Genomic DNA, 17,070 nt, shown 5'->3' with positions numbered 1-17,070 from the left:
TCTGCTCGATGCCGATCATGAGATCCGTCGCCTCATCACTTCGCAGGCTTCAGATGGGTGAGCACGACCGCCGAGGCCGCCGACAGGTACGGCAGCGGGTTGGCGTACAGATCGCCGTCCGTCGGCCAGCCCGTGAAGCGGTCGACGTTGAAGAACGCCTGCGACGCGTTGAGCACGACCGGGATGTACGGCAGGTCCTGCGCGATCTGCGCCTGGATCGTGGCGTAGGCCTCCTTCTTGACGTCCTCATCGAGGGTTCCCGCGGCCACCTCCACCGCGGCGTCCACGTCGGCGTTCTGGTAGCGGGAGTAGTTCTGCCCCGACGTCGGGTCCTCGCCCACCTTCGCCGTCGACTTGCCCGCGAAGTACTGGTCGTAGTTCGAGAACGGGTCGGCGACCAGCGACTGGGTCAGGCCGTACAGCGCCATCTGGAAGTCGCCGCCCGAGATCGGCGTCCAGTACTCGGCATCCGACACGGTGCGGGCGTTGACGCGCAGTCCGGCTTCCGCCGCCTGCTCGCTGATGAGCTTCGCCGCGTCGTTGTAGTCGGTCCAGCCGTCCGGCGAGAACAGGTCGATCTCCAGCGCCGTGCCGTCCTTGCCGTAGAAGCCGTCGCCGCCCTTCGTGTAGCCGGCGGCCTCGAGCACCTCCTGCGCGGCCGCGATGTCGGCATCCTGCGGGCTCGCCGCCAGCGCCGGGTCGCTCAGCCACTGCTCGTCGCGAGGCAGCAGCACGAACGCGGGCGAGCTCTCGGCGACCAGGCCCGCGAAGGCCTTCTCGGCGATCGTCGACCGGTCGATGGCGAGGTTCAGCGCCTGTCGCACAGCAGGGTCGGTCTGCGGTCCGCTGCAGCCGAGGTCGGCGTTGGAGCAGGTGAGGATGACGGTCGGGTCCTGCTGGTTGTTCATCGTCGCGATCTTGCCGCTGCCGGTGACGCTGTCGGGATTGGCGATGAACTGGCCGACCCAGTCGAGCTGGCCGGTCGCCAGCAGGTCCTGCGCCGACTGGTTGGAGTCCAGGCCGATGTACTGCACCTCGGTGACCGCCGGCTCGCCGTCACGGTAGTACTCGTTCGCTTCGACGGTGTAGGCCGCGTCGGAGAACGTCTTGAGCTTGTACGGTCCGGAGCCCACGGGGTCGGGGTTGGTCTCGGACGCGTAGTCGTCGATCTTCGACCAGATGTGCTCGGGGATGATCCACGTCGACCCCAGCAGCAGCGACGCCGAGGTGAAGCGCGGCTCGCTGTAGGTGAGCACGACGGTCGTGTCGCTGGTCGCCTCGGCCGACACCATCTTCTCGTCGACGTTCGACCCGTAGCCGAAGGTGAAGGCGACGTCCTCGGCGGTGAGGTCCTCGCCGTCGTTCCACTTCAGGTCGGGCTTGATCTCGACGGTGAGGGTCTTTCCGTCCTCGCTGTACTCGTAGCTGTCGCCGATCAGGCCCACGGGCGGGTCGGAGGACAGCTGGTTGAAGAAGAAGAGGGGCTCGTAGATGGCCCCGAAGGTCGCGTGGACGGCGGTGTCCACGGCGAACGGATTGAAGTTCTCGCTGATGGGGTTCGCGCTGCCCGCCCACACCCGCAGCGCGGATGCGTCCGCGCCCGACGACGAGTCGGACGGGCCGCAGCCCGCGAGCATGAGCGACACCGCGGCTGCACCGGCAGCGATCGCCACCGACGCCTTGCGCACTCTCCGGCTTGACATTCCGTGATTCCTTTCGGCTCCTGGCAGGGAAAGCCGGTGACATCGAGACACCATCGGCTCGCTCACAATATAGGCAAGAACGTTACCGAAAACAACCTTTTTTGTTACGACTTCATCTCATCGACGACGGATGCCCCGGACCCGGGCCTCCGCAGAGGCTCAGGTCCGGGGCATCCCGGACGGTGTGCGGCGCGAGCCGTCCCGTCAGCGCTTGCCGACGATCTGGCGCGACACGATGTCGCGCATGATCTCGTTCGTGCCGCCGTAGATGCGGTGCACCCGGGCGTCGAGGTAGGCGCGGGCGATCGGGTACTCGGTGATGTAGCCGTAGCCGCCGTGCAGCTGCACGCCGACGTCGAGCAGCTCCGCCTCGCGGTCGGTCGTCCAGAACTTGACCTTCGCCGCCTCTTCGGCGGTGAGCTTCTGGTCCTTGTAGAGCATCATCGCGCGATCGGTGTAGGCCCACATCACGTCGACGGTGGTCGCCATGTCGGCGAGCTTGAAGCGCGTGTTCTGGAAGTCGGCGATGCGCTCGCCGAACGCCTCGCGGCTGAGCACGTACTCGCGGGTCCAGTCGAACGCCGCCTCTCCCGCGGCCGCCGCGGCGACGCCGATCGACAGGCGCTCCAGCGGAAGGTTCATCATGAGCTGGATGAAGCCGAGGCCCTCCTTGCCGCCGATGAGGTTCTCCTCCGGCACGAAGACGTCGGTGAACGACAGCTCGGCGGTGTCCCAGCCGTGGAAGCCCATCTTCTCGAGCTTCTTGCTGTGGTCGAAGCCCTCCATGCCGTCCTCGAGGATCAGCAGGCTGAACGCGTCGGGGCGGTTGCCCTCGCCGGTCTTCACGAAGGTCACGACCATGTCGGCGGTCTTGCCCGACGAGATGAACGTCTTGGCGCCGTTGACGACGTAGCCGCCCTCGACGCGCTTGGCGGTGGTCTTGATGCCGCGAAGGTCGCTGCCCGCGCCGGGCTCGGTCATCGCGAGCGCGCCGAGGATCTCGCCGGTCGCCATGCCGGGGAGCCACTTCTCCTTCTGCTCCTGCGTGCCCATGTGGACGACGTAGGGGACCGCCAGGTCATCCTGGATGCCGAGGGCTCCGGCGAGCGAGCCGAGGCCGGCGCCGATGGTCTCTTCGAGCACGATCGAGCGGAAGCGGTAGTCCTGCAGCATCCCGGCGCCGCCGAACTCCTCGGGGACCGACAGGCCGATGATGCCCGCCTCACCCGCCGCGAGCATGGTGGCGCGGTCGATCTCGCCGTCCGCATCCCACTGCTTGCGCTTCTCCTCCGTCGCGTAGCGCTTGATGAACTCCTTGACGACGTCGCGGAACGCGTCGTGGTCCTCGTCGTAGATGTCGCGCTCCATGGTGCGCCTTCCTCTCGTCGTCGAGCTTGGGGAGATGGATCCGGTTGGGATCGCATCTCACGAGATATGGTACTCAGTTTCAGCTGAGTGGTCCCCCACTCCCCACCAGGGAGTCGTGGCACACCGGGAGTCTCCCGAGGCGGGCGGCGCCGCTGCCGCCGTCAGAGGTAGTCCGGGGCGGGAGGGAGCCCGAAGAACTCCTCCAGGGACGTCCATCCGCCCTCGTGGTACGCCGTGGCCAGCTCGGGACCGACGTAGCGCAGATGCCACGGCTCGGGGAGATACCCGGTGACCGAGGTCGCGCCCTCGACGTACCGCACGATCCAGCCGTGCTCCCAGGCGTGCTCGGCGATCCACTGGCCCTGCGGCGACGCCGCGAGCTGGTCGAGCGTTCCGCACGATCCCGCGCACGCGACGACGTCGGCGCTGAGCCCGAGCTGGTGCTCGCTGTAGCCCGGGCGCGCGCTGACCTGGTCGGCACGCTCGCCGCGCTCGGCGAAGTGGCGGCCGTAGGTCTGCTGCTGCGTCTCGTACGACCGGAACCCGCTCTCCAGCGCGATCTCGCCCACCCCCGCCGCGCGGGCGTCGTTCGCGAGAGAGGCGAGAGCGGATGCCGCATCCGAGCGCAGCGCGCCGCCCTCCAGGTTGCGGACCCCGTCGGGCAGCACCAGTCCCTCGGGACGGTAGTCGACGGGGCTCGCCGGGCGGATCTTGTCCATCACGGTCCACACGTGCGACGAGTCGCTGAGGTTCACGCACGGCGCGCGACCCTCCACGACGGCTGCCCGGAAGGCCTCGCCGCCGCCGGACGCGATGATCGCCGCCTCGTCGTCACCGCGCTGCAGCGCGGTCGCCACATCGGGAAGCGTGCAGATGTCGGCCGCCGGCGGCGACTCCTCCACGTCCGGGACGGGAAGCGCCTCGATGCCCGGCGGCGCGACGGTGAGCGAGAGCGCGGCGTCGGCATCCGGCGACGGGGGCAGCATCATGGCCGTCATCGCGGCCGACCCCGCCAGCAGGGCGGCACCGGCGACCAGTCCCGCGACGATGACGAGGCGCTTGGTGAGCCGCCGCGGACGCGCGTGGCGGACCGGCTGTCCGTCGTCGTCCACCTCGAGCATCTCCGCGGCACGCGCCAGGCGCCGCTCGCTCACGACCGGGCGGGCGGAATGGGCCGTGCGCCCGCGGCCCCGCACGCGCACCTGCGGAACGCGGTGGGCCGTGGAGGCGCCGAGAGCGGCGGATGCCGGAGGTGCGGCATCCGGTGTCCACGACTCCGGAGGCAGTGCCGAAGGCGCGCCCGCCGGCACCGACCCTGGCGCGAACTCGTCGCTCGCAGGCTCGACGGCGACGACGGCGGTATCGGTCTCGCGGGCACGCCGATCGGCCTCCTCGCGCATCGCTCGGGCGGCACGACGAGTCTCGGGGGCGGCTCGGGGGGTAGCGAGCCCGCCAGGCTCCGTCACGTGAGCCATCTTGCCCGTGACGGCCCGATTTCGCCAGGAACCCGGCATCCGTTCCGCCGATGTTCTAATCATGGCGCGTCGGTCTTGACTTGGTTTCGAATCTTTGTTCTCATGAATGCATGCGGTGGCAGGGTCAGGAACTGGGTGTGGCGGATGCCGCAGCCCTGCCCGGCCTCGAGCAGCTGAACGGTCTGGTGCGGTCGGTCACCACACCCGAGTTCGCCGGGGTGACCTTCCACGAGGTGCTCTGCAAGTCGGCGCTCAACCATGTGCCGAGCGCCTCGGCGATGCCGTTCGACTGGACCGTTAATCCGTATCGCGGCTGCTCTCATGCATGCGTGTACTGTCTGCATCCCGACACGCGTGTGTTGATGGCGGACGGCCGCAGCAAGCGCATCGCAGATGTGCGCGCCGGAGACGAGGTGATCGGCACGCGTCGCGAGGGCGCCTATCGCCGCTATGTGCGGGCGGCCGTCTCGGCCCAATGGACGACGCGCAAGCACGCGTATCGGGTGACGCTCGCGGACGGCACCGAGCTGACCGCCAGCGGCGACCACAGGTTCCTCACGGAGCGTGGGTGGAAGTACGTTGGGCCGGCCGGCGCAGGCTCACCTCAGCGCCCCTCCCTGACGACGAACAACAAGCTGATGGGGTTCGGCACGGGCGGCGTGGTCGCGGATGCCACCGAGACCGATGCCTACCGGCAGGGGTACCTGTGCGGGATGATCCGCGGGGACGGCATGATGCTGAAGCGAACGTATCCGCGGTCGAAAGGCGAGGGGACCTTCGTGGCCCACCGATTCCGTCTCGCACTGGCAGACGCCGAGGCGTTGGAACGGTCCCGTGCTTATCTTCGCGGTGTCGGCGTCAGCACCACCCTTCGCCGGTTCGCTCCTGCGACCCCGCAGCGGCGCGAGATGAACGCGATCTTCACCTCCCGGCGCGCGGACTTCGACGCGATCGGCGAGGCCATCCGGTGGCCGGAGTCCGCCTCGCCCGAGTGGTCGCGGGGATTCCTGGCGGGGATCTTCGACGCAGAAGGCAGCTGCAGCCGCGGAGTGCTTCGCATCTCCAACTCGGACGCCGACATCCTCGCGGCGATCGGAGACTCACTCCGACGCCATGACTTCCACTTCGTGCAGGAGCCTCCCCGCCCGAACGGGGTGAGCAGCGTCCGCCTGCTCGGTGGCCTTCCCGCCCGACGACGGTTCTTCGAGCTCACACAACCCGCGATCACGCGGAAGCTGAGCCTGATCGGAGACGCGGTGAAGTCGGATGCCCCACTGCGCGTCGTCTCGATCGAGGATCTCGGTGAGACCATCGACATGGTCGACATCACGACCTCGACGGGGGATTTCATCGCCAACGGCGTCGTCAGCCACAATTGCTTCGCCCGAGGGACGCACGAGTACCTCGAGCTCGATGCGGGGCGGGACTTCGACACGCAGGTCGTGGTGAAGGTGAACGTCGCCGACGTGCTCGCGAAGGAGCTGCGGCGGGGCAGCTGGCGGCACGAGCCGGTCATGCTGGGCACGAACACCGATCCCTACCAGCGCGCCGAGGGGCGCTACAAGCTCATGCCGGGGATCGTCTCGGCGCTCACCGAGTCGGGAACGCCGTTCTCGATCCTCACGAAGGGGACGCTGCTGCGGCGGGATCTGCCGCTGCTGAAGGATGCCGCCGCCGACGTGCATGTCACCCTCGCGATGTCGATCGCGGTGTTCGACGACCACCTGCAGCATCTCATCGAGCCGGGCACACCGACCGCCGCGGCCCGGCTCGAGACCGTGCGGGCGGCGACCGAGGCGGGGTTCCGCGTCACCGTGTTCCTGATGCCGATCATCCCGCACCTGACGGACTCGATCGCCGCGATCGACCACGCGCTGGCCCGCATCAAAGAGGCCGGCGCGGCGCGGGTCGTGTACGGCGCGCTGCATCTGCGTCCGGGAGCGAAGCAGTGGTTCCTGCAATGGCTCGAGCAGCGGCATCCCGAGCTCGTGTCGTCCTACCGCGGACTGTACCCGGGAGCCACGTCGACCGCGCCGAAGGCGTACCGATCATGGCTCGCGAAGCGGGTGCGACCGTTGCTGCGGGTCTACGGGCTCGATGGTCACGCCGAGGACGAGAACGTGCGCGGCGGACCGGTGGCAGGGCTCGCCGACCGGGCCGACGCCCGGGCGGCGCCGCCCATCGTGACGACCTCGCGAGGACGCGCGGCGGCCAGCCTGCGTGCCACGGGCCATGGCACAGCGGGCGCCGCGGACACCGCCTCCCGGCTCTTCTGACGAGTCGACGCCGGCGACGTTGCGTCGACGCGCCTACGCCCCGGCGTCGCGCCGACGCGCCTCGGCCGACCGCGCCGCCACCTGGCGCTGGTGCGCAGTGGCCTTGCGTGCGGCATGCCGACGGCGGGCCCGCTCGTCGTTCGCCGGCCGGGACAGCTCGCCGCGGGCGGCGCGGATCAGGTAGCCGACGGAGTCGACGACGAACTCGACGCCGGCGAGGGCGCCCAGAGAGAGGCCGATGATCGCGATCCATGCCGGAGTCGGGCGCGCGATGCCGACGGTGTCGAACGGCCCGATGCCGTCGATGACGATCTGCACCAGCAGCGTTCCGCAGAGCACGAGCACTGCCAGCCCGATCAGCACCATCACCGCGGAGGCGATGACGCCACCGGTGGTGAGCACCTCTTTGCGTCGCCGTCTCAGCACCGTCCGATTCTGCCCCACGACGGCCGACTCGCGCCGTCGGGCGACACCATGCAGCGTCACGGGCGCACGCCGACCGCGACCCGCTCCCCCAGCAGCGCACCCTCGCGGAACGGAGCGGAGACGGGCAGCGCGGCCGTGGCCGGCCCGACGTCGCGCGGCTCCCCGGTCACGAATTCCACGACGGCGTCGAGCACAGCGTCGTCCGCGAGGACGCGGTTGTGCCCCAGCCCCGTCGTGGCCAGCAGGCTCGCACCGGGGTTCGCGGCGGCGATCCGCTCGGCCTCGCCGAACGGCACCATGCGGTCGCCGCGATCGTGGACCACGAGCAGCGGCACCTCCGGCGCGAGGGGCCGGCGCACGCTCGACAGCCACGAGTACGGGTCCGGCTCGCCGGGGAAGTACCGGCGCGCGAAGCCCTCGCGCATCTGCACCGCCACCGCGTCGGGGTAGCCGAGCATGCCTTGGAACTGCGTCAGCAGCAGATCGGCGTCGGCAGGCGCGGCGATCGTGACGATGCGGCCGGCATCCACGCCGCCCGCCACGCCGACGAGGGTGGCCAGGCCGCCGAAGGAGTGCCCGACCATCAGGTCGAACCGGCCGCGGCGATCCTGCAGCACGCGGAACACGTCCATCCAGTCGACGAGGTACGTGTGACGGCCGGCCGACATCCCGTGCGCGGGGGCATCGAACGCGAGGACGCGGAACCCCTCGGCGACGAGCTCGCGCACCAGCCGTGAGAACTGGCTCGCCCGGCCGTTCCAGCCGTGCGAGACGACGGCGGTGCGGGGCCCGACGCCCCACGCATAGACCGCGACGTCGACCCCGCGCCGATCGATGCCGGGGATCCGCACGGTGCTGCGGCGAGCGCGCTCCATCGTGGGCTCGTCGTCCGGGTGCACCGGACGCGGCCGCGCCACGTGTCCGAAGAGGGGCATGGCCAGCGCGGCGCCCCAGCGCGGCGAGACGGCGCCGGCCGCGCGAACCGTGGTGCCCGCGAGGGCGATGGCGACGTTCATGATCACTCCGATCCAAGAATACGAACGGTCGTACTTATGAATACGAACGATCGTACGGTATTCTCCTGGCATGACACAAGCACCTGTTGACCGCCGTCGCCTGCGCGGCGACGAGTCGCGTCGCGCGGTGCTGACTCATGCCGTCGACACCGCGACCGTCGACGGACTGGACGGCCTCACGATCGGCCGGCTGGCGGATGCCTCCGGCCACAGCAAGAGCGGCATCGCGACGCTCTTCGGCTCCAAGGAGCAGCTGCAGCTCGCGGTGATCGCCGCCGCACGCGACGTCTTCGTCGACAGCGTGGTCGCCCCCGCACGAGAGCGCACGCCGAGGGGCCTCGGCCGCGTGTGCGCCCTGCTGTCGGACTGGCTCGCCTACTCCCGCGACCGGGTGTTCCGCGGCGGGTGCTTCTTCGCCGCGACATCGGTCGAGTTCGACGCCAAGCCGGGCCCGATCCGCGACGCGATCGTCGCGGCCTCGTCGGAGTGGGAGGACTACCTGGCCCGCAGCATCGAGCACGCGATGGCGGCGGGCGAGCTGCCCCTCCTCGACGACGCGCGGCAGCTGACGTTCGAGATGGTGTCGTTCCTCGAAGCGGCGAACACGCGCTCGCTGCTCCACGCGAGCGCCGAGCCCTACCGCCGCGCAGAGGTCGCGCTGCGCACCCGCCTGATCGCGCTCGGCGGCGATCCCGCGCTGGTCGCATCGATCGGCGCGATCGCCGGCACCGACACCGGCGCCTCGGTCACCGCGCCGGCGTGATCGACACCTCCGAGACGCCGTCGTCGATCGTGAAGGTGAGCACGCGGGTCGCGGCATCCCACTCCACGACCTCACCGCCCTCGACGGCAGCGCCGTCCGGGAAGGCGTCGGCCGGGAGGTAGGCCTCGCTCGTGCCGTCGCCGGCGGGGCCGTCCAGGTGGATGACCAGTTCGTCGTCCGCGACCGTCCACGACGACACCGGGCCGGCGACCGCCCGCGGGTAGGGGCGGTCCACGACCGCGACGAGGTTGCGCGGCGTCCCGTCGCCCTCGTACGGCCCCCAGCTGCCCGGATCGCGCGACCAGTACACGACACCCATGCCCGCGGCATCCGCTGTGCGGTAGACGAGGTCGACGTAGTCGAGGGCGCCGGGGAGCGTGGTGTCCAGGCCGAACTCGCCCAGGATCACCGGCACTCCGCCCAGCGCCTCGGCGGCGCGCAGCGTGTTCGACGCCCAGGCCGAGACGGTGCCCTCGATGAGGTCGCGGCTGGTGCCCGAGAAGCCGTCGCCGAGGTCCATGGGCAGCGGGTACAGGTGCGGGCAGAAGGCGATGCGGGGGTCGCCGTCGCGCGCGTCGTCGACGGGGCCGAGGCCGGTGGGCAGGCCCCAGTTGAAGCCGAGCGCCTGCGGCTCCAGGCACACCCACGTGTCGGGATCCACCTCGCGGATCGCGTCGGCGCTGCGCTGGTAGAGCGAGGTGAGCGGTCCGGCCTCGAAGGCCGGGCCCTGCACGGTCCCGCCGTAGGGCTCGTTCATGAGGTCGTACGCGACGACGGCCGGCTCGTCGGCGAAGCGCTCGGCGACCGCGCGCCACGCCCCCGCATAGTGCTCGGCGAGCTCGGGGTGCTCGCCGGTGGTGTTCCAGAAGTTGTCGAAGGCCCGGATGACGCCGGGCTCGAGGTAGTAGAGCTCCCACATGTCCTGGTCGGCGACCGGGTACCCGTCCAGGTACGTCGCCCACGCCGGGGCGCCGTTGCCGGCGTCGCCGCTCGGCGTGATCCCCGTGCCCCACGTGTCCTGGTGCATGTCGAGCATGACGCGGTAGCCGCGCTCGGCGTACCAGTCGACGCGCTCGGCGACGTCGTCCAGGTAGTCCTGGTCGTACTCGCCCGGTGCGGGCTCGACCTTGCGCCACGAGATGAGGAAGCGCACGAAGTCCGTCCCCATGTCGGCGTGCTCCGCATCCAGGTCGGCCTCGGTGAACTCCGGCATCCCATCGGGTGCGATCTTCGAGCTCGACGCGGTGTTGAACCCGTTGGCGACGATCGCCCGCCCCTGGTCGTCCTCCATGTGGGCGGAGACGGATGCCGGTCCCGGCGTGCGCACGACGGCGGCGATGCCGCCGGCCACGACGAGCGCGCCGAGCGCGAGGGAAAGGACGCTGCGGGGACCGAGCATCGGGACCGTCCTCTCTGACGGGCGGAGCACGGCCCCGGGGGTGCGGACACGCGCGAATCGGAGGCTATCATCGGGCGGGTGTCGACGAAGTCACCGTTCCTGTCCGACCGCAGCCTCCTCGCGAGCCTCGTGACCCTCGCCGTTCTGGCGATCGTGGTCGGCATCTGGCCGCTCGTCGGCACCCTCACCACGTGGGTGCCGTATCTGGCGGTGCCGGCCGCCGCGGGCCTGCCGTTCCTGTGGCCGCCGCTGCGACTGGTGCCCCTCGGCGAGACCACGTGGGCGTTCTGGATCGCCGACACCGTCGGCGCCCTGGTCATGCTCGCCGTCGCGTGGGCGATGCTCCGCGCCGCGTCGCGGCGACGGCCCGGCGCCGGGCCGTGGCGCGCGTTCGGCCGTGGCGTGTGGGTCACCGTGGTCGCGGTCGTGGCGGGCAACATCGTGCGCGCCGTCTTCTCGAGCTTCGTCGTGCACGCGGACTTCGGAACCTACGTCGGCACGCTGGCGGCCGGCATCCTGGTGTCGGCGCTGACCGCACTCGTGCCGGGTGCGATCGTGGGCGCCGTAGCCGCGGTGACCGCTGCCACCGGCCGCATCCGCGGGGCGACGGCCGCCGCGGAGGCCTGACCGCCGCGGCGAGCGGCGTCAGCGCCCGGCGAGCTCGTCCAGGAGGTCGTCGCCGGGACGCACGTCGGCGAACGGCGCCTCGATGTCGGCGCGCTGCAGCAGTTCGGCGAGGCGCTCACGCCGCGCCCGCGTCACGAGCGTGACGACCGTTCCGGCGCGGCCGGCGCGGCCGGTGCGCCCAGAGCGGTGCAGGTAGGTCTTGTACTCGTCGGGCGCATCGGCCTGCACCACGAGGTCGATGTCGTCGACGTGGATGCCGCGCGCGGCCACGTCGGTGGCCACCAGCACGTCGATGCGGCCCGACGTGAGCTTCTCGAGGTTGCGGGTGCGGCGGGCCTGATCGAGGTCGCCGTGCAGGGCGAGCGCGCGGATGCCGTCCTCGCCGAACTGCTCGGCGAGCATCTCGGCGAATGCCCGCGTGCGCGTGAACACGAGCGTCTTGCCGTCGCGGTCGACCAGCGACCGGAGGATCTCGCGCTTGTCGCGGTGGTCGACGACGAGCACGCGGTGCTCGATGGTGCCCGAGTCCTGCGTCTCGCCGGCCACTTCGACGACCGTGGGCTCGGCCAGGAACTCGCGGACCAGCGCCGTCACCTGGCCGTCGAGGGTCGCCGAGAACAGCAGCCGCTGCGCGTCGCGCGGCGTCCGGCGCATGAGGCGCTGCACCGGCTCGAGGAAGCCGAGATCGCACATGTGATCCGCCTCGTCGAGCACGGCGACGCGCACCTGCGACAGGTCGAGCGCACGCGACTCGACGAGATCCTCGATGCGGCCGGGCGTGCCGATGACGATGTCGACGCCCCTCTTCAGCGCGCCGAGCTGCCGTGCGTGCGGCACGCCGCCGTAGATCTGCGTGGTGAACAGGCCCACGCTGCGGGCGATGGGCTGGATCGTGGCGTCGATCTGCAGCGCGAGCTCGCGCGTGGGGGCGAGGATCAGCGCACGCGGCGGGCGGCCCATCTCACGCTTCTGGCCCGCCTGCGAGCGCAGCACGCTCTCGACGAGGGGCGCTCCGAAGGCGATGGTCTTGCCCGATCCGGTGCGGCCGCGGGCGAGCACGTCGCGGCCGTCGAGGATCGCGGGGATGGTCGCCGCCTGGATGGGGAACGGATGCTGCGCCCCGAGGTCGGCGATGGTCTTGACGATGTTCTGCCCGAGGCCCAGGTCGGCGAACGTCGTTCCCTCGACCGCTGCGGGAGCGACGGCCGACGCCCGCAGCCGCTCGTGCACGACGTCGCCGGCCGCCTGCTCCCCCTTGCGCGGCGCGGAATCCTTGCGCGGCGCGGCGTCGCGCCGGGGCGCGGCATCCCTGCGGGGTCCGCCGTCGCGGCGCGGCGCATCACCGCGGGGTCCGCCGTCATGGCGCGGCGCGGCATCCCGCCCTGCCGGAGCTCCGCGACCGGCGTCGGGACGGCGCCCGCGGTCGTCGCGTGCGTGGGTGCGGATCGCCCGCGCCTCGTCCCGCCCGGCGCGCTCCTGGTCGGTCCAGCGACGCTTGGGGGCGGCCCCGGCGCCTTCCGAAGAACGGGATGCAGCGCCATCGGCGTCGGTCCGGTACCCGCGGTGGCCAGGGCTGCGGCTGCCCGCCTTCCCGGCGGAGGATTCGCCGGGGCGCCGCTGGGGATCACGGCCGTCGCGCGCCTCGTTGGCGGCGCGGTACTTGGGGTTGTACCGCGGGTCGAAGTTCTTCGCCGCGCGGCCGCCGGCCGGCTTCTTGTTCTTGGGCATCCGGCTCCTCCTGGGTCCCGTTCACGCCGTTCGCGCGTCATCGGGGCTGCGCGAGCGGCGAGCCGGCTCCCCCAGCGTACCCGCGCGGGGTCGGGCGGACGGGGACGGAGCAGCCGATCGGCCAGCGCTCTCACGGCTGTTCCGACTACTGTTTGACTCAGCGGCATGCCGTTGAACTGGGGATTCGGCCTCATTCAGCGACCCGTCGCTGAACTGGGGATTTGTCGTCAGACCTGACGAGTCCCGGGGTCGGGCTCGTTTGGGGGGTGCCGCGGCTCGGGGACCCGTCGACACAACGATCGTGAGTCGAATGCCTCCCACGACCTTATCCGACGCGACCCGGGGCCCCCTGGCCCTGCCCCAGGCGATGATGTCGCGCGACGTCACCGCCGGTCGCGTCACCACCGTCCTCGCGCCCGGGACCTCATCGGGCGCCGTGCCACCCGCTGCCGTGAACGCGGCCTCCGGCGACCCCGCGATCGCCCCGTCCGCCGTCGCGCACCATGTGCACCGCGTGGGCCGGCTCGCCGTGCTGTCGCTCCCGGTGGGCGTGCTCGTGTCGGTGCTCACCACGCACGATCCCACCTGGTGGCACCATCACTTCTCGCAGCTGGGCACCCACTCCGACGTCTCGGGGCGCATGTTCAACACGATCGCGATCTTCTCCGGCTTCTGCCTGGCGACCTACGGCGTACTGGTCGCGGTGGCGCTGCCCACCGGCATCCGTCGCCGCTCGTCTCGCGCGTTCCGCGGCTCGATCGTGTCGGCGGGGCTGCACCTCACCGGCGTCGGGCTGGTGCCCATCCCGGTGAGCGCGGTGATGCACGACATCATCGCCACGGGGCTCGGGCTGTCGTTCCTCGCCACCGTCGCGACGGGCCTGGCGATCCCCCGCCGCAGCCGCCCGTTCCGCCGGGCCACGATGTTGTGCGTGGCGGTGCTGGCCAGCGGGATGGTGGTGCTCACGGCGGGGTTCATCACGCTCGCGCTGTTCGAGTTCGTCGCGTTCGTCACGATGGGCATCTGGCTGCTGTCACTGCCCCGCGTGCTCGCTCACGTGCCGCACGCCGCCCCCGTACCCGCGCGCGTCGCGCCGACCGGAGAATGGATGCCATGGCAGAACCCGTGGCCCACCCCATCACCGTCGCGATCGAACGACGTATCGACCCGTCCCGCACCATCGAAGCCACAAGCTGGATGCAAGCGGGCACAGATCTCGCCGCAGGATTCCCCGGCTTCCTCGGCTCCGGCTGGGTCCGCGCGGGCGAAGGCAGCGACCTCTGGTACATGCTCTACCGCTTCAGCGACATCCCGACCCTCGAGAGCTGGGAGGACTCCCCGCAGCGGTCGTGGTGGCTCGACTCCGGTCGTGCCTTCGCGAGCGAGGTCCGCATCGAGCGCCGCACCGGCATCGAAGGGTGGTTCGACGCTCCGTTCGCGACCCACGTCGAGTCGCGGCATCCGGGCTTCGCGGCGCAGCCGCCCACCGGGCCGGTCCAGCAGCCCATCCCGGCCGCCCCGCCGCGCTGGAAGCAAGCCGTCACGATCTGGCTCGGGTTCTTCCCGACGAACCTCCTCGCGTCGTGGCTCCTCGGGTTCGTCCCGGGGTTCGCGGAGTGGCCGCTTGTCGCCCGCGTCCTCCTGTCCACCGTCCTACTGACGCCGATCATGACGTACGCCGTGCTGCCGTGGGTGACGCGGATGCTGCGCCCCTGGCTGCAGCGCGGCGCCTGAGCCTCCGACAAGCGGATGCCGCGGCATCCGTTCGATGACTTCTCGCGCCGATCGCCCCCGACGTTCCCGGCCGGACGTACTCTGACCTCGTGAGCACCGTGAACGCCCCGTCGCTGCCCGACGCGCCCGCCCCCACACCCGGCCGCCGGGCGGAGTCCGAGGCGGTCTACGCCGCCCTGTCGGCCGGGATCGTCGGCGCGGTCTACGGCCTGATCGTGGGGATCTTCGCCCCCGATCTGAAGCTCGCGGGAGAGGCGGACTCGTTCGCCGTCTGGGCGGCCGCAGGGGCGGCCGTGGTCGCGGCCGTCGCGTCGACCACCGAGTACTGGCGGGCGCGCAACCGGCCGGGGCAGGAGTGGCGCGCCGCCCTGCCGTCGTGGAAGTTCATCGTCAACACCATCTCGGTGGTCATCGTCCACACCGCACTGGCATTCGTCGCGGTGTACGCGCTGTACCGGGTGCTCGCGCTGGGCTTCATCGGGCTGCCGATCGTGACTTTCTGGGCGGTCGTGCTGATGGCGGTGACCCTCGGCCTCACGACGTGGGCGGTCTTCCTGTCGGTGTCGGCGATGACGACCCAGCGCATGTCGACGCTGCTGCTGGCGTTCATCGCGATCGGCACGCTCACCGCGATGGTGACCACGCCCGACCCGAAGTGGTGGACGATCCACTTCAGCCACCTGGGGACCTTCGAGGACGACCTGTCGAGCTGGGTGTTCAACGGCACGCTGATCGCGGCGGGCCTGCTCGTGACGACGTTCGCGGTCTACATCGCCAACGACATGCGCGCCCTCGCCGCCGCAGGTGTGCTCGAGAACCCGCGCGGGCCGCGCATCGTCCCGGTGCTGTTCGTGGTGATGGGCATCATGCTCGCGTGCGTGGGCATCTTCCCCGTCGACGTGAACATGCCGATGCACAACATCTCGGCATCCGGCATGGCGGCGATGTTCCTGGTGCTCCTCATCGGCGGCCCGAACTTCCTGCGGGGGATGCCGCGCACCTACTTCGTCGCGTCGTGGTCGTTCCTCGTCGCGATGGTCGTGTCGGTCGTGCTCTTCATCCCTGCGATCGGGTTCTTCTCGCTGACGGCGTTCGAGATCATCGTGTTCGCACTCATCTTCGGCTGGATCGCGGTCTTCATCCGCTTCCTCGGCGTCGCCGGCCGCCAGGACTGATGGAGAGCGGATGCCGCCCGCATCCGCTCAGTTGATGATCTCGCCGCGCTCGTCCTCGCGCAGCGCGGCCAGCCGTTCCCGCCAGGCCTGCAGCGCCTCGGGCGTCAGCCGCGTCCAGTCGAAGACCTCGCCGACGATCCGCAGCGGCTCGGTGCTGCGATACGAGCGCGTCGGGTTGCCGGGGAACTTCTTGTCGGTCACGTTGGGGTCGTTCTCGAACGCGCCGGTCGGCTCCACCACGTAGACGCGCGGCTCGGCGTCGCCGGGGGCGAGCTCGGCGGCCAGCCCGGCGCCGTCGGGCACCGCGGTGAAGTAGATGTGGTTCATCACGACCTCGGGCCGGTAGTTCGAGCGGAACCCCGCCGAGAGGAGGTCCCCCTCCCGCAGGTCCGCCTTCGTGCCGTGGTAGAACGGGCCCTCGTCCAGCGCGTGCGTCACGGCGACAGCCTAAGCGGTGGCACCGTCGCCCTCACCGAGCGCACGCCCGCGGCCTGGATGCCGGTCGGCTCGGGTACTACCGTCTGACGGGAGCGATCGCACACCATCTGCGGAGGCATCCCATGCTGCAGTCCGTCGCCGAGGGCGTTCTCACCCACGAGAGCGAGTTCATCCAGACCCAGGCCACCGTCGTGCAGGGACGGGAGGGCGTCCTCCTCGTCGACCCCGGCATCACGCGCGCCGAGATGGCGGACCTCGCCAATGACGTGCGCGAGCTCGGCCGCCCCGTCGTCGCGGCCTTCTCGACGCATCCTGACTGGGATCACGTGCTCTGGCACCCGAACCTCGGCGACTCGCCGCGGTACGGCACGGCCCGCGGCGCGGCCGCCATCCACGAGGTGCTGGCCATGGCGGACTGGAAGGAGCAGGTGGCCGAGGGACTTCCGCCCGAGTACGCCGACGACATCCCGATGGAGCTGCTCGGCCTCATCACCGGCCTCCCTGAGCGAACCACTCACATCCCGTGGGACGGACCGGCCGTCCGCATCCTCGAGCACCGGGCGCACGCCCCCGGCCACGCCGCGCTGCTGGTAGAGCCGAGCGGCGTCCTCGTCGCGGGCGACATGCTCTCCGACATCCTGATGCCGTTCCTCGACCTCCAGGCCGACGACCCGATCGGCGACTACCTCGCCGCGCTCGACCTGTTCGACAGCGTGGCCGACGACGTCGTCGCCGTCATTCCCGGCCACGGTTCCGTCGGCGGCGCCGGCCAGGTGCGCCCGCGCATCGCGCAGGACCGCGCCTACGTGCTGGCCCTGCGCGACGGCCGCGCTCCCGACGACCCGCGCATCGGCCCCTCCGCCGCCTTGGACTGGCTCGTCGACGTGCACGACTGGCAGGTGCAGTCCCTCGCCGAGCGCGGCTGACGCAGAACCGACGACG

Annotated in this window: 14 protein-coding genes and 1 pseudogene; 7 read left to right on the top strand and 8 right to left on the bottom strand. The window is 71.0% G+C overall.

Annotation, left to right across the window (positions count from 1 at the left end):
* Nucleotides 1-35: 35 nt before the first annotated feature.
* From AC1DDU_RS08150 to AC1DDU_RS08140, 3 genes are all read right to left on the bottom strand, one after another.
* Nucleotides 36-1,703, bottom strand: a complete 1,668-nt coding sequence (locus AC1DDU_RS08150; protein WP_477432848.1) for an ABC transporter substrate-binding protein — start codon at nt 1,701-1,703, stop codon at nt 36-38.
* 204 nt (nt 1,704-1,907) lie between these two features.
* Entirely contained in the window at nt 1,908-3,071 is a 1,164-nt protein-coding gene (locus tag AC1DDU_RS08145; RefSeq protein ID WP_477432847.1) for an acyl-CoA dehydrogenase family protein, read from the bottom strand.
* A 161-nt stretch (nt 3,072-3,232) separates the two neighbouring features.
* The gene (locus AC1DDU_RS08140) at nt 3,233-4,537 is read right to left on the bottom strand and encodes a M15 family metallopeptidase (protein WP_477432845.1); all 1,305 of its coding nucleotides are present in this window, start codon (nt 4,535-4,537) and stop codon (nt 3,233-3,235) included.
* Between the two features lie 119 nt (nt 4,538-4,656).
* Between AC1DDU_RS08140 and AC1DDU_RS08135 the strand changes: the two genes are divergently transcribed.
* On the top strand, nt 4,657-6,822 hold the full coding sequence (locus AC1DDU_RS08135) for an intein-containing Rv2578c family radical SAM protein (RefSeq protein ID WP_477432843.1): 2,166 nt from the start codon (nt 4,657-4,659) through the stop codon (nt 6,820-6,822).
* A 33-nt stretch (nt 6,823-6,855) separates the two neighbouring features.
* Here the strand turns inward: AC1DDU_RS08135 and AC1DDU_RS08130 are convergent, their stop codons facing one another.
* Both AC1DDU_RS08130 and AC1DDU_RS08125 read right to left on the bottom strand, forming a co-directional pair.
* Entirely contained in the window at nt 6,856-7,248 is a 393-nt protein-coding gene (locus AC1DDU_RS08130; protein WP_477432841.1) for a hypothetical protein, read from the bottom strand.
* Nucleotides 7,249-7,304: 56 nt separating this feature from the next.
* Nucleotides 7,305-8,264, bottom strand: coding sequence for an alpha/beta hydrolase (locus AC1DDU_RS08125; RefSeq protein ID WP_477432839.1), 960 nt, complete (start codon nt 8,262-8,264; stop codon nt 7,305-7,307).
* 70 nt (nt 8,265-8,334) lie between these two features.
* On the opposite strand from AC1DDU_RS08125, the gene AC1DDU_RS08120 reads away from it, so the two are divergent.
* Nucleotides 8,335-9,027 carry a TetR/AcrR family transcriptional regulator gene (locus AC1DDU_RS08120; protein WP_477432837.1) on the top strand — a complete coding sequence of 231 codons (693 nt, stop codon included), beginning with the start codon at nt 8,335-8,337 and terminating at the stop codon, nt 9,025-9,027.
* On the opposite strand, the gene AC1DDU_RS08115 is transcribed toward AC1DDU_RS08120, so the two are convergent.
* Nucleotides 9,011-10,426: a cellulase family glycosylhydrolase gene (locus tag AC1DDU_RS08115; protein WP_477432835.1), complete on the bottom strand. Its 1,416-nt coding sequence runs from the start codon at nt 10,424-10,426 to the stop codon at nt 9,011-9,013. The genes AC1DDU_RS08120 and AC1DDU_RS08115 overlap by 17 nt on opposite strands.
* Nucleotides 10,427-10,504: 78 nt before the next feature.
* Between AC1DDU_RS08115 and AC1DDU_RS08110 the strand changes: the two genes are divergently transcribed.
* Nucleotides 10,505-11,053, top strand: a complete 549-nt coding sequence (locus AC1DDU_RS08110; RefSeq protein WP_477432833.1) for a hypothetical protein — start codon at nt 10,505-10,507, stop codon at nt 11,051-11,053.
* An 18-nt stretch (nt 11,054-11,071) separates the two neighbouring features.
* Here the strand turns inward: AC1DDU_RS08110 and AC1DDU_RS08105 are convergent, their stop codons facing one another.
* Complete coding sequence (locus tag AC1DDU_RS08105; protein WP_477432831.1) at nt 11,072-12,781, bottom strand: DEAD/DEAH box helicase; 1,710 nt, start codon at nt 12,779-12,781, stop codon at nt 11,072-11,074.
* A gap of 310 nt (nt 12,782-13,091) precedes the next feature.
* Here AC1DDU_RS08105 and AC1DDU_RS08100 point away from each other — a divergent pair.
* The 3 genes and pseudogenes from AC1DDU_RS08100 to AC1DDU_RS08090 form a co-directional block, all read left to right on the top strand.
* Nucleotides 13,092-13,757: pseudogene (locus AC1DDU_RS08100) on the top strand (DUF998 domain-containing protein); the annotation flags it as partial.
* A 128-nt stretch (nt 13,758-13,885) separates the two neighbouring features.
* The gene (locus tag AC1DDU_RS08095; protein ID WP_477432829.1) at nt 13,886-14,515 is read left to right on the top strand and encodes an antibiotic biosynthesis monooxygenase; all 630 of its coding nucleotides are present in this window, start codon (nt 13,886-13,888) and stop codon (nt 14,513-14,515) included.
* 89 nt (nt 14,516-14,604) lie between these two features.
* On the top strand, nt 14,605-15,690 hold the full coding sequence (locus AC1DDU_RS08090) for a DUF998 domain-containing protein (RefSeq protein WP_477432828.1): 1,086 nt from the start codon (nt 14,605-14,607) through the stop codon (nt 15,688-15,690).
* Between the two features lie 27 nt (nt 15,691-15,717).
* Here the strand turns inward: AC1DDU_RS08090 and arr are convergent, their stop codons facing one another.
* Nucleotides 15,718-16,128 carry an NAD(+)--rifampin ADP-ribosyltransferase gene (gene arr / locus AC1DDU_RS08085; protein ID WP_477432826.1) on the bottom strand — a complete coding sequence of 137 codons (411 nt, stop codon included), beginning with the start codon at nt 16,126-16,128 and terminating at the stop codon, nt 15,718-15,720.
* 122 nt (nt 16,129-16,250) lie between these two features.
* Between arr and AC1DDU_RS08080 the strand changes: the two genes are divergently transcribed.
* Nucleotides 16,251-17,054: an MBL fold metallo-hydrolase gene (locus AC1DDU_RS08080; protein ID WP_477432824.1), complete on the top strand. Its 804-nt coding sequence runs from the start codon at nt 16,251-16,253 to the stop codon at nt 17,052-17,054.
* The last annotated feature ends 16 nt before the right edge of the window (nt 17,055-17,070 follow it).

The sequence above is a fragment of the Microbacterium sp. 05T445 genome (assembly GCF_056395865.1).
Note: the sequence above shows the minus strand (reverse complement) of the source record. Positions and strands in the feature narration are given on the sequence as shown.